General features: G+C 71.6%; 13 protein-coding genes and 1 tRNA gene. 9 read left to right on the top strand and 5 right to left on the bottom strand.

Features of this window, described 5'->3' with window-relative positions; genetic code table 11:
• Positions 1-105: 105 nt before the first annotated feature.
• The 5 genes from B042_RS23130 (at position 106) to B042_RS0113520 (ending at position 4386) form a co-directional block, all read left to right on the top strand.
• Positions 106-867: a hypothetical protein gene (locus B042_RS23130; RefSeq protein WP_081748778.1), complete on the top strand. Its 762-nt coding sequence runs from the start codon at positions 106-108 to the stop codon at positions 865-867.
• Positions 864-1880 carry a TRM11 family methyltransferase gene (locus B042_RS0113535; protein WP_081748777.1) on the top strand — a complete coding sequence of 339 codons (1017 nt, stop codon included), beginning with the start codon at positions 864-866 and terminating at the stop codon, positions 1878-1880. The genes B042_RS23130 and B042_RS0113535 overlap by 4 nt, the downstream gene beginning before the upstream one ends.
• The gene (locus B042_RS0113530; RefSeq protein WP_051415676.1) at positions 1877-2326 is read left to right on the top strand and encodes a hypothetical protein; all 450 of its coding nucleotides are present in this window, start codon (positions 1877-1879) and stop codon (positions 2324-2326) included. The genes B042_RS0113535 and B042_RS0113530 overlap by 4 nt, the downstream gene beginning before the upstream one ends.
• Before the next feature lie 311 nt (positions 2327-2637).
• On the top strand, positions 2638-2919 hold the full coding sequence (locus B042_RS23125) for an AlpA family transcriptional regulator (RefSeq protein ID WP_036554948.1): 282 nt from the start codon (positions 2638-2640) through the stop codon (positions 2917-2919).
• Positions 2920-4386, top strand: coding sequence for a site-specific integrase (locus B042_RS0113520; RefSeq protein WP_028648749.1), 1467 nt, complete (start codon positions 2920-2922; stop codon positions 4384-4386).
• Positions 4387-4669: 283 nt separating this feature from the next.
• Here the strand turns inward: B042_RS0113520 and B042_RS0113515 are convergent.
• Both B042_RS0113515 and B042_RS0113510 read right to left on the bottom strand, forming a co-directional pair.
• Positions 4670-4742, bottom strand: a tRNA-Arg gene (locus tag B042_RS0113515).
• 537 nt (positions 4743-5279) lie between these two features.
• Positions 5280-5786: a hypothetical protein gene (locus tag B042_RS0113510; protein ID WP_028648748.1), complete on the bottom strand. Its 507-nt coding sequence runs from the start codon at positions 5784-5786 to the stop codon at positions 5280-5282.
• 247 nt (positions 5787-6033) lie between these two features.
• On the opposite strand from B042_RS0113510, the gene B042_RS0113505 reads away from it, so the two are divergent.
• Positions 6034-6474 carry an NfeD family protein gene (locus B042_RS0113505; protein WP_028648747.1) on the top strand — a complete coding sequence of 147 codons (441 nt, stop codon included), beginning with the start codon at positions 6034-6036 and terminating at the stop codon, positions 6472-6474.
• 71 nt (positions 6475-6545) lie between these two features.
• The gene (locus B042_RS0113500) at positions 6546-7622 is read left to right on the top strand and encodes an SPFH domain-containing protein (RefSeq protein WP_155989080.1); all 1077 of its coding nucleotides are present in this window, start codon (positions 6546-6548) and stop codon (positions 7620-7622) included.
• 3 nt (positions 7623-7625) lie between these two features.
• On the opposite strand, the gene B042_RS0113495 is transcribed toward B042_RS0113500, so the two are convergent.
• A complete protein-coding gene (locus B042_RS0113495; RefSeq protein ID WP_028648745.1) occupies positions 7626-8591 on the bottom strand; it encodes a quinone oxidoreductase in 966 nt (321 codons plus the stop codon).
• A 58-nt stretch (positions 8592-8649) separates the two neighbouring features.
• The gene (locus B042_RS0113490; RefSeq protein ID WP_028648744.1) at positions 8650-9084 is read right to left on the bottom strand and encodes a hypothetical protein; all 435 of its coding nucleotides are present in this window, start codon (positions 9082-9084) and stop codon (positions 8650-8652) included.
• A 219-nt stretch (positions 9085-9303) separates the two neighbouring features.
• Here B042_RS0113490 and B042_RS0113485 point away from each other — a divergent pair, with 219 nt between their 5' ends.
• Entirely contained in the window at positions 9304-9573 is a 270-nt protein-coding gene (locus B042_RS0113485; protein ID WP_028648743.1) for a DUF6504 family protein, read from the top strand.
• A gap of 13 nt (positions 9574-9586) precedes the next feature.
• Here the strand turns inward: B042_RS0113485 and B042_RS0113480 are convergent, their stop codons facing one another.
• Positions 9587-10165, bottom strand: a complete 579-nt coding sequence (locus B042_RS0113480) for a GNAT family N-acetyltransferase (RefSeq protein WP_028648742.1) — start codon at positions 10163-10165, stop codon at positions 9587-9589.
• Between the two features lie 245 nt (positions 10166-10410).
• On the opposite strand from B042_RS0113480, the gene cobT reads away from it, so the two are divergent.
• Positions 10411-12354 carry a nicotinate-nucleotide--dimethylbenzimidazole phosphoribosyltransferase gene (gene cobT, locus B042_RS23120; protein ID WP_081748776.1) on the top strand — a complete coding sequence of 648 codons (1944 nt, stop codon included), beginning with the start codon at positions 10411-10413 and terminating at the stop codon, positions 12352-12354.
• The last annotated feature ends 108 nt before the right edge of the window (positions 12355-12462 follow it).

Here is a 12462-nt window from a genome sequence, read left to right as displayed (position 1 = left end):
TTGCTTCTTCCGGGGCTGTTTCTCCGGGGTCGGTGTCGCATCCGCGGGTGGGGAGGGCTTCTTAGGGGGGTGTCAGGGCGAGAAGGAAAGACTGGAGGGCACCTGATGACACACCAGGGTTATGACACCCCCAAGGGCAGGCCGCCGCTGGCGGTGTGGCCGTGCGCACCCCACCTCCCCCACCCCGGCACCCGTCCGGGGGTGGGGGAGGTGGCGGTCCCCGACCGTTTGGCGTCCCGGCTGGTGGCCGAGTACACCCGCCCGGGGGAGGCGGTCGCGGACCTGACCGGGACCGGGGGCCGCCTCGCGGAGCTGGCCCGCGAGCAGGACCGCACCGGCCAGGCGGCCTCGCGCGCCGCATACGACCAGGGCGAGAAGGTGACGGTGTTCGGCGCCGGGTGGGCGCACCTGACGGTGACGGTGCTGCCCGCGCTGGAGCAGGAGTGGCGGGGCCGGGAACGGCGCACCCGGGCGCGGGTGGCCTTCGCCGCGCTGCTCACCCGCCCGGGCGGGATCGTCGCGGCCATCACCCCGGTCGCGCACCGTGCGCGGGGCGCCGTGGTGGACCCGGCACCGGGGGTGGTGCGGGCGGCGGAGTGTGCGGGGCTGGTGTATGTGCAGCACGTGATCGCGTTGACCGTGCCGGTGTGCGAGGAGGGGCTGGGCGGCCCGGCCCCCGTCCGGGACGAGGACCCCGACCCCGACCTCGACCTCGACCCGGATGTGGGGGAGGCTTTGCCGGTCTCGGCCGCGCGGGCGGCGGCCACCATCACCTCGCCCGCGCACCTGAACGTGTCGGTGTTCCGCCTTCCGGGGCGGGGATACCGCTCCCGCCCGGAGCGCGGCGCGGTGGAGGTGGTCGCATGACCCGCGACTGCGACGAGAACGATTGCCCCCGTCCCGACAACGGCTCCGACCGCCCCTGCTGCGGTGGCGACGGCCCTTGCGATGGTCACCCCGAACAGCAGCAGTCTCCGTCGGGTGCTGGGTGGTCGGTGTGGGTCACGGGCCAGCAGCAGGCCGCCCGCCAGCGCGGGGAGCGCTACTCGCGCCTGTCGGTGGAACACCCCGCCAAGATGCTGCCCGCGATCGCCCGCCACGCCATCGGTGTCTACACCCGGCCCGGGGACCTGGTGCTGGATCCGATGTGCGGGATCGGCACCACCCTCATCGAGGCGCTGCACTTGGGGCGGGACGCGGTGGGGATCGAGTTGGAGCCCAAGTGGGCCTCCACCGCCCGGTTCAACCTGCAAGCGGCCGCCTGCTCCGGGGCGCCCGGCCGCGGCGCGGTGCATACCGGTGACGGCGCCGAGGTGGCTACGGAGTTGGCCGCTTCGCTGGCGGGGCGGGTGCGTCTGGTGCTGACCTCGCCGCCTTATGGGTCGATGACCCACGGGCAGGTGCGCTCGCGGCGTGACGGCGCGGAGGCGGTGGAGAAGTACGCCCACACCTACACCCGCAGCCGCCGGAACCGGCCCGAAGGTGAGGTGGTGAACCTGGCCTACCAGCGGCCCCAGGAGCTGCTGGCCTCCTTCGCGCGGATCCTGGCGGCGTGCCGGCCTTTGTTGGCGCCGGGCGGGGTGGTCGTGGTGACGGCCCGCCCGTTCCGTAGCCAGGGGCGTCTGGTGGATTTCCCGGGGCAGGTGGCGGAGGCGGGCCGGCGGGCGGGTCTGGTGCAGGTGGACCGGTGCGCGGCTCTGCTGTGTGCGCTGCGTGAGGGGGAGCGGGGTCAGGTGGTGGCGCGGTCCTCGTTCTTCCAGATGGTGGAGACCCGCCGCCTGCGCAAAGCGGGGATCCCGGTGCATGTGGTCCAGCACGAGGACGCGCTGGTGTTCACCGACCCGGATGCGATCGGACACGAGAGGGGAGCAGCGGCATGAGTTGGACCTTCGACAACCCCAGCGGTGAGGACCACGAGGACATGGACCACAACGACACGACCCGCCAGGACCCCGGAGACAGGCTCGCCCTGCCTGCCGACATCGCGGACTTCAGCGATGCGGCGTCCGGGCAGCGGCGCCGACAAGTGATCGCGGACCTGCGGGAGCTGGCCGACTTTCTGGGCGCGCACCCGCACCTTCCGGTGAGCCCGCACACGAGTGTGGACGTGTCCTACTTCCCGCGCGGTGGGGGCGACGCTGCGGCGTTCGCGGAGGTCTCACGGGCCGGGGCGCTGCTGGGGTCGATGCCGGTGTGGGAGGGCGAGCACCTGGTGGTGGGCCACCAGCGGGGGGTGGCCCGCTACCGGGTGGTGGCCATCCCTGAGCGGGTGCGGGCCCGCTACCGGGCGTGGCTGGCCTGCACCGGCCACATCCGCCCCGACTGACCCAGGGCTGGCGGCCGGGGCCGGTGCGGGCCGTTCAGCGCCCCGCACCGGCCCCCGACCCCGCCCAGCCTGGTGTTGTGGGCGCTGTGCGGGGGCTGGGGCCCACACGGGCCGTTTGGTGGACTTGACCAGTGAAAACGGCATACCGGGCTGAATAGGGCCGGGTGGAACAGGGGGAGCGTGGATCCGCTGGGGGATGGAGCGAATCCGCTTGCACTTCTCGTCGAGGTCGAGCGTGGATGCGTGGTGCCCCGCACGGTGCGGGGCCGCGCACCGCATCCGCGCAGCCCAACCACAGTGAGGAGGTGGCGATGGTGAAGGAGAAGGCTCCCGTCACGTTGGGTGAGGTGGCTTCGCTGCCGCTGGTGCTGGACCCGGTCACAGCCGGGCGGATGCTCGGCTTCGGTCGCACCACCGCCTACCGGCTCCTGAGGGAGGGCGCCTTTCCGGTGCCCGCCCGCAGGGCGGGCCGGGTGTGGGTGGTGCCCACCGCCGGGGTACTCGCCCACCTGGGTATCGAGCCCGCCGCCCTCCCACACGGTGGCTGCGGGCGGTGCGGTGCGCGCACAGACCAGAAGGAAACGGAGTCGTAGATGGCTTCCCATGACGGATCGGTGTTCAAACGCTGCGGATGCCGCCACCCCGACACCGGCAAACCCCTGGGGGCGCGCTGTGCGAGGCTGCGCCGCGAGGACGGCGCCTGGAACCCCCGCCACGGCGAATGGGCGTTCCAGATCGAACTCCCCCGCACCACCGGCGGCAAGCGCCGCCAGGCCCGCCGGGGCGGCCTGGCCGCCCAGGACCGTGCCCAGGACCAACTCGACCACGTCAAGACACTGCTCGGCCTGGCCGAGGACGAGGCGGAGGTGAAGGCGCAGATCGCCGACCTCATCCAGCAGGCACTCAAGGCCCGCCGCCCGCTGCCGGAGACCGTCGAGGTCAAACGCCGGATCGGCACCGGGATCCGCACCCGCGAACGCATCCCGACCCTCGCCGAGTGGCTCACCGAGTGGCTGCAGGGCAAACCCGACCTGGCGGTCAAGACCCGTGCCTCCTACGCCGGGCACCTGCGCAACCACCTCATCCCGCACCTGGGCCGCGTCCGCCTGGACCGGCTCACCCCCTGGCAGGTCGAGGCGATGTTCACCGCCATCGAGGAGACCAACCAGCGCATCCTGGAATGCCGCGACTCCCACGATGCGAAGGTCAGGGCGTCGGTGCGGGGGCGGCGGGTCATCTCGCTGTCGACCAAGCACCGCATCCGCGCCACGCTGCGCAGCGCCCTGTCCGAGGCGGTGCGCCGCCCCGACCTGCCGGTGGCCGTGAACGCCGCCTCCCACGCCCGCCTGCCGTCGTGTCCGCGCACCCGGCCGCTGGTGTGGACGGCTGAGCGGGTGCGCCAGTGGCAGGTCGACGGGGTGGTGCCGGGGGAGGTGATGGTGTGGACCCCGGCCCAGACCATCACCTTCCTCACCCACGCCCGTAGGTACCGGTGGCTGTTCCCGCTGCTGCACCTGATCGCGGTCAAGGGGCTGCGCCGGGGTGAGGCGGTCGGGTTGCCGTGGGCCAACACCCGCCTGGTCGACGGGCAGATCGATATCCGCACCCAGGTCGTCACCCTGGGGTGGAAGACGGTGACGACCATCCCCAAGAGCGCGGCCGGGCAGCGCACCATCACCCTCGACAAGGACACGGTCGCGGTGCTGCGCTCCTGGAAGCGTGAGCAGAACCGGGCCCGCCTCCAAGCCGGGCCACACTGGCCGGACACGGGCCTGGTCTTCACCCGCTCCGACGGCACCGCCTGGCATCCGGGGGAGGTGACGCGCTGGTTCAACCGGATCGCCCGCGCGGCGGGGCTGCCCCCGATCCACCTGCACGGACTGCGCCACGGCGCGGCCTCGCTCGCCTTGGCGGCGGGAGCGGACGTGAAGGTGGTCTCCACCGAACTCGGGCACGCCACGACGCACTTCACGCAGGACACCTACCAGACGGTGTTCCCCGAGGTCGCCAAGGCGGCGGCGGAGGCCACCGCGGCACTGCTCAGGCCCGCCCGGGGGTGAGGCTGGGCTGTTCGGCGGGCTGTGTGGGTGTGTGCCTGTGCGGCCCGCCGTGCCGGTCGTGGACGGCGGGACGCCCTGCGGGGCCACGTCCCCCGGCGGTGCGGCGGGCGTCCCCGGCGCGGGGCTGCTGGGGTCACGGGATGGCAAAATGCTCCGGGAGGTCCTCGCCCGGATGTACGGGACCTTGCACTGGGGAGCACACACGGAGCATTTCGGGGCTCCAGACGGGCGTCCCGCCTCGTCTGTTCGACTCGCACACCCGGTTTGACCTGGGGTTTTGCGGCGCACCCGGCAGGATTCGAACCTGCGGCCATCGGATTAGAAGTCCGGTGCTCTATCCACTGAGCTACGGGTGCCTGTTCAGTTGTCGTCCCGGTTCGGCTGGGCCGACTGCGGGTTGGGGGTGGGGCGGGGGCTGGGAGGTGGCCTGCGGCCGGGGCCCCGTGTCGTGGTACCGACAGCGTCCCGGATAGACATACTAGGGTATTTGTCGGATCTCGCCCACAGTCGGGCAAAATCTGACCAACTACGGTCATTCGTAGATGCTTCCCGTAACCACTCTTGCTCCACCAAACCGGTCGCTTCGGACCACGTGCACCACGTTACCGGTGATTAACCCCCGGTGTGGTGCTGCTGTGCTGGCGTTTCGTGAAGTCCGGTAGCGCGGGTTCGGGCGGTCCCGGGTTCAGAACATCCACCACTGTCCCGCGAAGAGGGCCACCGCGAACAGCGCGACCAGCATCCGCTTCCCCCCTCACACCGACTGTAGAACGCTCTAGGTGTATGGGCGAGGACAGTGGGTGGTAAACACTGGTTTGTTGCGGTTTGAAGGTGTTTGGTGTTGTGTTGGCGGTCCGGTCGGCCATCTCGAGTGGGACGGCCGACCGAGGTCGCTACGCGGCCAGGCTGCGTGCGTAGTTGACCTGCTCGTTGATCTGCCGGGCCATGGTCGGGTGCGAGACCGGGATGCTCGTCGCATGGTAGTGGTCGTGCCCCTGCACGGTCACCTGGATGTGCCCGGTCGTCTTGTGCTCCTTGACCAGGAGGAAGAGCAGGCCGAGCAGGCAGGTCCACCAGAACACGAGGATCGCGACGACGATGGCCCAGGCCGGGGTGGTGGTCTCCGTGCGGCTCATGTCGGTGACCGTCCACACCGTGCCGTTGATGGGGAAGCGTCCGGCCGGGGTGATCACCAGGTTCTGGGTGATCGCGATGTCCCCGATCGTGGTGAGGGGTGTTTCTTCGGGGACGGGCGCGGGGGTGACTGGCTGGTAGCCGCCCGGGTAGGGCTCGAGGGCGCCGCCCGTGTAAGGGTCCGGGGGAGGAGGGCCCCAACCGGGGTTCTGGCCGCTGGGCTGTTGCCACGGGTCGCCCGGGTGGGGGTTGGGATACTGGTTCATGAGCAGATTCTTTCAAAGCCCATGGGGCCGTCGGCGTCTAACACGTTCACACGTGATGATCGATCCCTGATGGGGCGTCATGTGAGGGGATGTCGGTGTCCTCATGTGGCCATTTTTGCTCTTGTTGGCTTCATGGGCTCTCCCGGAGCGTGCGGAAACGCTTTCTATGAGCGGTAAAGGGTGCTACGCCGGGCTTGTGTGGGTAGCGTAGGAATGACCCGATCCTTTGCGGGAGGGCCGCGGAACCATGCCCGACTGGCTGATGTGGACGATCCTCGCCGTCGCCCTCGGTGTCGCCGAGGTCTTCACCCTGACCTTCGTACTGGGCCTTGTCGCCGTCGCGGCGCTGGTCGCCGCACTCCTGGGGGCACTCGGGCTGCCCGTGGCCGTGCAGGTCATCGGGTTTGCGGCGACCTCAGCCGCCGGGATCGTCCTGGTCCGCCCGATCATCCAGCGCCAACTGGCCCGCGGCCCCGACACCCGTTCGGGTGCCGACGCCCTCGTGGGCCGCTCCGGCCTCGTCCTGCGGGAGGTCGACGGCGACCGGGGGCTGATCAAACTCTCCGGGGAGGAGTGGTCGGCACGGTGTATCGACGAGGACCTGGTCATCCCGGTCGGCACGCATGTCGACGTCATGGAGATCGACGGTGCCACCGCCGTGGTCTATCCGCGTGAGGCCCTGCCCTAGATCCGCGCGGCGGCTCCCGTCGGCTGTGAGCGGCCCCGTTCCCCTAAACCAAGCCAAGGTCAGGTACGGACATGATCGAATCGGCACTTCCCTTCATCATCCTCACGGTCGCGTTGGTGCTCCTCGCGCTGTCGGCGGTCCGCATCGTCCCGCAGGCGCGCGCCTACAACATTGAGCGCTTCGGCCGCTACACCAGGACGCTCACCCCGGGGCTGAACTTCATCATCCCGGGCGTCGACCGCGTCAACACCAAGTTCGACCTGCGCGAACACGTCTTCAGTTCCAAGCCGCAGCCGGTGATCACCGAGGACAACCTGGTGGTCAACATCGACACCGTCCTCTACTACCAGGTCACCCGGCCCAAGGACGCGGCCTACGAGGTGGCCAACTTCCTCCAGGCCATCGACCAGCTCACCGTCACCACGCTGCGCAATGTCATCGGCTCCATGGACCTCGAACGCACTCTCACCTCGCGGGAGGAGATCAACACCCGGTTGCGCGGGGTCCTGGACGACACCACCGGAAAATGGGGCATCCGCGTCAACCGGGTCGAGATCAAGGCGATCGACCCGCCTCCCAGCATCAAGGAGGCCATGGAGAAGCAGATGCGAGCCGACCGCGACAAGCGCGCCGCGGTCCTGCACGCCGAGGGGGAGCGCCAGGCCCGCATCCTCAAGGCGGAGGGCGCCCGTCAGCAGGCGATCCTGGAGGCGCAGGGCGACCAGCAGGCGGCCATTCTGCGCGCCGACGGTGAGGCCAAAGCGATCGAGCGCGTGTTCCAGGCCGTGCACGCCAACGACGCCGACGCCAAACTGCTGGCCTACAAGTACCTGGAGACACTGCCGTCTCTGGCCCAGGGGGAGGGCAACACGTTCTGGGTCATCCCCGGCGAGCTCACGGAGGCGGTCAAGAACGTCACCCACGCCTTCTCCGGGGAGGCCGCGGCTAAGCCCTCCACGGAGAAGGAGCCCGGGAGCGCCGATACCGGCCCTGCGCAGATCACGGCGGACGGGGGAGCGCACTCCAGGTCGGAACTGGCCGCGGAGGAGGCCGCCGAGGCGGCGGAGCGGGCGGTCGCCGACGCGCGGGGCGACGCTGCGCGGGCCGGCGGTGCCGAGACGTTCCCGCAGCAGCGCGAGGAGCCGTAGCGCTCAGACGAGCAGGAGCTTGCCGGAGGTCGCCCGGGACGCCAGGTCGGTGTGGGCACGGGCCGCCTCGGCAAGCGGGTAGCGCCCGCCGACTCGCACGTCCAGGCGTCCCGCTTCGACGAGCCGGAACAGGTCACCGGCCCGGCCGAGGAGTTCGTCGCGGTCGGCGACGAAGTGTCCCAGCGAGGGCCGGGTGAGATACACCGATCCCGCGCTATTGAGCCGCTGCGGGTCCACCGGATCCACCGGGCCGCTGGATTGGCCGAACAGGGCCAGCACGCCGCGCGGGCGCAGTGACGCCAGGCTCGCCTCGAAGGTGTCGCGGCCCACGCCGTCGTAGACCGCGGCTACGCCCTCGCCGCTGGTCAGTTCGCGGACCGCCTCGGCCACCGGCGTCTCGGTGTAGCGGATGACCTCGTCCGCCCCCGCTTCGCGGGCGATCCGTTCCTTCTCCTCCGTGGAGACCGTGCCGATCACCCGGGCGCCGCGCTCCTTGGCGAGCTGGGTGAGGAGCAGGCCGGTACCTCCGGCGGCGGCGTGCACCAGGACGGTCTCGCCGTCGGTCACGGGGTGCACGGAGTGGGTGAGGTAGTGGGCGGTCATGCCCTGGAGCAGTAGGGCGGCGGCCTGGTCGTCGGAGACGCCGTCGGGCAGCGGGATGAGGAGGGAGGCGTCGACCGCGGCCCTCTCCGCGTAGCCGCCGGGGGCCATCGCCCAGCCCACGCGCTGCCCCGGGGCCAGGCCGGTGACGCCCTCGCCCACGGCGGTGACCGTTCCGGCAGCCTCCATGCCGGGGATGAAGGGCATCGGGACCTTGTAGGCACCGCCGCGCTGGTAGATGTCGATGAAGTTGACACCGCGGGAGGCCACCTCGACCAGGACCCGTCCCGGTTCCGGTACTGGGTCGGGGGTCTCGGTGAGCCGCAGCACCTCGGGTCCGCCCGGTTCCTCGATGACGATGGCGCGCATGGTCTGCTCCTTCGCTGGGTTCGGCGTCCCCCGCATCATGCCAGTCCGCACCGTCGCCTCACGGCTCGGGGAGGATCTCGTGGCCGGAGAATGCGGGGAAGAGCACGCCGAGCGGGGGTGCTGCCGGGGCCCTTGCGGACCTCCGCTGCCGGCCGTAGCAGCGCGGGAGCGCCCCGTACGGGGCGCTCCGCTCCGCCTCGTCGCTGTCCCAGCAGCGCGCGCCGAACACGGTCTGGGCGGGTACCTCGACGACGTGCGCTGCGGCGCGTACGAGCAGGGCGGGGAGCTGCTGGGCGGCGGGCGGCGTCGACCTTGCGGGCGAAGCGGCGGCGGAAGCTTCGTCGTTGCTGAGACCGGGGTGGAGGAGTTCGACGGGGACGGGGCTGCCGGAGGGGTCCTCGTCCGGGTGCACGGCTCCCACGCCGCCCTGCCAGGGACGCGGTAGCCGCCCCGTTCGCGGGGGGATGCCGGTCTGCTGGCCGTTCGGCGTCACGGTTGGGGGTTCCTTGCGCGGTGCGGAGGGGACTTCAGGGTACCGACGGCTGATCCGTGGGCGGACCTGCGGTGGGTCCGGTCCGGATGTGGCGGAAACGGTTCCGCGCCCGTGGGGTTTTCGCTACTCTTGGAACACACGTTCGAATCCCTGTCCGTCCTTCCCCCGGGGGGTTCCCGTGTGTGGAGTGGGGTCCGTCTATCACTGAGGGGGAGTGTCGTGAACCGGTGTTACGGGGCCGAGGTCGCGGTCGTCGAGGACGGCGGCCGTCCGTCGCGATTCACATGGAACGGCCGTGTGTACGGGGTGCGCAGGATCCTCGACCACTGGGTGACCCTGCGCGTGGACTGGAGCCCGGTGCATGAGGCGCGGGTGCCCGAGCGGCGCCACTGGCGCGTGGAGGCGGGTGCGGTCTGCGCGCAGGGCGTGTACGAACTGCGCCATGACACCGCCAGTGGGGCCTGGATGCTCTCGCGGGTCCGCGGCTGAGCGCGGGCCGCGGTCAGCGCTCCAGATCTGCGGGGATGAGGCTGTAGCAGGCCAGGTCGGCGCGGCCCGAGTGTAGGGGTATGGCGCTGCGTTCGATCCCCTCGAAGGTGAACCCGGACCGCTCGGCGACTCTGCGGGAGGCGGTGTTGGCCGTCGCGGCCTTCAGTTCCACCCGTTGGAAGCCCTGGTCGATCGCCCAGAGGGAGACGGCGACGGCGGCCTCGGTGGCGTAGCCGAGGCCGCGCGCCCAGGGGGCGAGCGTGTAGCCGAGTTCGGTGGCCATCGCCTGCCAGTCCGTGCGCAGCAGGCCGAACGCCCCGACCAGGCGGCCGGTGTCCCTCTCCGTGGCGGCCCAGTGCTGGCCGCCGCCGCTGGTGCGCAGGGCGGGGCCGTTCTCGCGGCACCAGCGCTCGGCGTCGGCGCGGGTGTAGGGTGCGCCGGGCCAGGGCAGGGGAACCCATCTCTGGGAGTCGGGGTCGGCCTGGATCAGGTACACGTCGTCGATGTCGGAGTCGACGAACGCGCGCAGCCGCAGTCGCTCGGTCTCCAGGATCACGGAGGGCATCATCGGCTGTGAGGGGCGGTCGGGCATGCGCTGGTCGTCCTTGGGGTCGGTCGGTGGACCCGCACACACTACAAGCCCGCAGTTCAGAAGGTATCCTATTTTTAATCTACGCCATAAAGATGAACTTTGTCCGAATTGTGGAATGATGTCCACACGCAACCAGAGAAGCGCGATTCGGGGGACTCATGCGGGGGTCGCGCACACCACGCACTACGCTTGCCGGTCGATGCCGAACCAGCACGAATCACGTACAGGCGCACTAGGGGGCGTTCATGAGCGACGGTGACCGCGCGGATGCCCCGGGGAGCGGACCCACCGCCTTCGGCGGCCTGCTGGACGGCCTGCCCGAGAGCGGACGCGGGACCGAGGCACGGCGTGTACGTCCCACGGCGGCCAATCCCTTCCGCGACACCGGCCCCTCCGGCGCTCCGCTGTCGGAGCCAGCCGAGGCTCTCGAACCGGTAGCTTCCCCGCAGCCGCAGCCGCAGCCGCAGCCGCAGCCGCAGCCGCAGCCGCAGCCGCAGCCGCAGCCGCAGCCGCAGCCGCAGCCGCAGCCGCCCCGTGAGGACCGGGTGTTCAGCGAACCCGAACGCGCCGCCGTCTACCGGGTCATCGACACCGCGCGCGAGGTGCGTTCGGGCTTTCGGCCCGATCCCGTCCCCGACGACGTCCTCACCCGCGTGCTGGAGGCCGTCCACCGTGCACCGAGCGCCGACCGCGCCTGGGACTTCATCCTCGTTGAGGACACCCGGCTGCGCGAGCGGCTCCGAGACCTGGCGGCCGAACGGGGCGGGGGCGGCGGCACCTCCACCGGCGTCGCCCCCGAGGAGGTCCTGAGAGCGCCGCTGGCCATCGTCCTCACCGCCGACCCCGGGCGTGCCGCCCCGGGAGCCGCGCGCTCCGCCGAACCCGTCCTGGAGCAGTTGCGGCTGGCCGCGCGCGCCGAGGGACTCGGCGTCGGCCGTGTGGACCGGGGGGAAGGGGCCGACCTGGCTCGCGCGCTCGAACTCCCGGAATACCTGGACGTGGTCGCCTGCCTCTGTGTCGGCTACGTCGACGAGCCCGCCGCAGGGGCGGGCTCCGAGGGGGAGCGCCCCCTGTCCTGGGCCGTGCACCGCGACCGCTTCGGCCGCCGCGGACTGCCCGGCCGCGAGCCTACGAGCCTTCTGGAGGAGACCGTCGCCGCCGTCGGAGCACTGGATTCCCGCGCGATGGAGCAGGCCCGGGACCGGCAGAACCGCATGACCAAGCCCCCGGGCTCCCTGGGAGTGCTGGAGGAGGTGTCGGTCCGCCTCGCCGGACTGGCCGGGCAGTGCCCGCCCCCCGTGCCCGAACCCGCGGCCGTGGCGGTCTTCGCGGGCGACCACGGCGTCCACGCCCAGGGGGTGACGCCGTGGCCCCAGGAGGTGACCGCCCAGATGGTGGAGAACTTCCTCGCCGGGGGTGCGGTGGTCAACGCCTTCGCCCGGCAGACCGGGGCGAGGGTCACCGTCGTGGACGTGGGCGTGGCCGCTGACCTGCCGCACGCCGAAGGCCTGCTGCTGCGCAAGGTCGCCCGGGGCACCGCCGACCTCACCCGGGGGCCGGCGATGACCCGCGAACAGGCGCTCCAGGCGCTGGAGAGCGGGATCGGGATCGCCCGGGACCTTGCCTCCGCCGGGAACCGCTGCCTGGTCACCGGTGACATGGGCATCGCCAACACCACCCCGTCGGCCGCCTTGGTCTGCGCATTCACCGGTGCCGCTCCCGAGAGCGCGACCGGGCGGGGCACCGGCGTGGACGACGCCACGTACCGGCACAAGGTCTCCGTCGTCCGCCGTGCGCTGGAGGCCAACCCGGTGGACCCGGCCGATCCGGTCGGCACCCTCGCGGCCCTGGGCGGGCTGGAGCACGCCGCACTGGCCGGATTCGTCCTGGGCGCCGCCGCGCTGCGCCTCCCCGTGCTGCTCGACGGCATCATCGCGGGTTCGGCCGCCCTCGCGGCGGTGGCCATGGCGCCCGAGGCGGTCCACGCCTGCTTCGCCGGACACCGCTCCAGCGAGTCCGGGCACGGGCCCGCACTGGAGCACCTGGGCCTGCGCCCACTGGTGGACCTGGACATGCGGTTGGGCGAGGGGTCCGGCGCACTGCTGGCGCTGCCCATCCTCCAGGCCGCCGCGCGGTCCCTGCGCGAGGTCGCCACCTTCGACGACGCGGGCGTGTCCACTGCGAAGTAGGACCGACGGCCCGAAGACCTCCCGCCCCGGCGGGACCGGGGGTTGCGGTGCGTCTCACACACGCCGCGCCCCCACCGTTTACGCGGGTGTAATACCAGCTTGACAATC

The sequence above is a fragment of the Nocardiopsis sp. CNT312 genome (assembly GCF_000515115.1).
In the GTDB taxonomy this organism is placed as follows: Bacteria; Actinomycetota; Actinomycetes; order Streptosporangiales; family Streptosporangiaceae; genus Nocardiopsis.
Note: the sequence above shows the minus strand (reverse complement) of the source record. Positions and strands in the feature narration are given on the sequence as shown.

Coding starts and splice junctions, on each gene's coding strand:
- B042_RS23130 (WP_081748778.1), top strand. CDS start 106: ATGACACACCAGGGTTATGACACCCCCAAGGGCAGGCCGCCGCTGGCG.
- B042_RS0113535 (WP_081748777.1), top strand. CDS start 864: ATGACCCGCGACTGCGACGAGAACGATTGCCCCCGTCCCGACAACGGC.
- B042_RS0113530 (WP_051415676.1), top strand. CDS start 1,877: ATGAGTTGGACCTTCGACAACCCCAGCGGTGAGGACCACGAGGACATG.
- B042_RS23125 (WP_036554948.1), top strand. CDS start 2,638: ATGGTGAAGGAGAAGGCTCCCGTCACGTTGGGTGAGGTGGCTTCGCTG.
- B042_RS0113520 (WP_028648749.1), top strand. CDS start 2,920: ATGGCTTCCCATGACGGATCGGTGTTCAAACGCTGCGGATGCCGCCAC.
- B042_RS0113510 (WP_028648748.1), bottom strand. CDS start 5,786: ATGAACCAGTATCCCAACCCCCACCCGGGCGACCCGTGGCAACAGCCC.
- B042_RS0113505 (WP_028648747.1), top strand. CDS start 6,034: ATGCCCGACTGGCTGATGTGGACGATCCTCGCCGTCGCCCTCGGTGTC.
- B042_RS0113500 (WP_155989080.1), top strand. CDS start 6,546: ATGATCGAATCGGCACTTCCCTTCATCATCCTCACGGTCGCGTTGGTG.
- B042_RS0113495 (WP_028648745.1), bottom strand. CDS start 8,591: ATGCGCGCCATCGTCATCGAGGAACCGGGCGGACCCGAGGTGCTGCGG.
- B042_RS0113480 (WP_028648742.1), bottom strand. CDS start 10,165: ATGCCCGACCGCCCCTCACAGCCGATGATGCCCTCCGTGATCCTGGAG.
- cobT (WP_081748776.1), top strand. CDS start 10,411: ATGAGCGACGGTGACCGCGCGGATGCCCCGGGGAGCGGACCCACCGCC.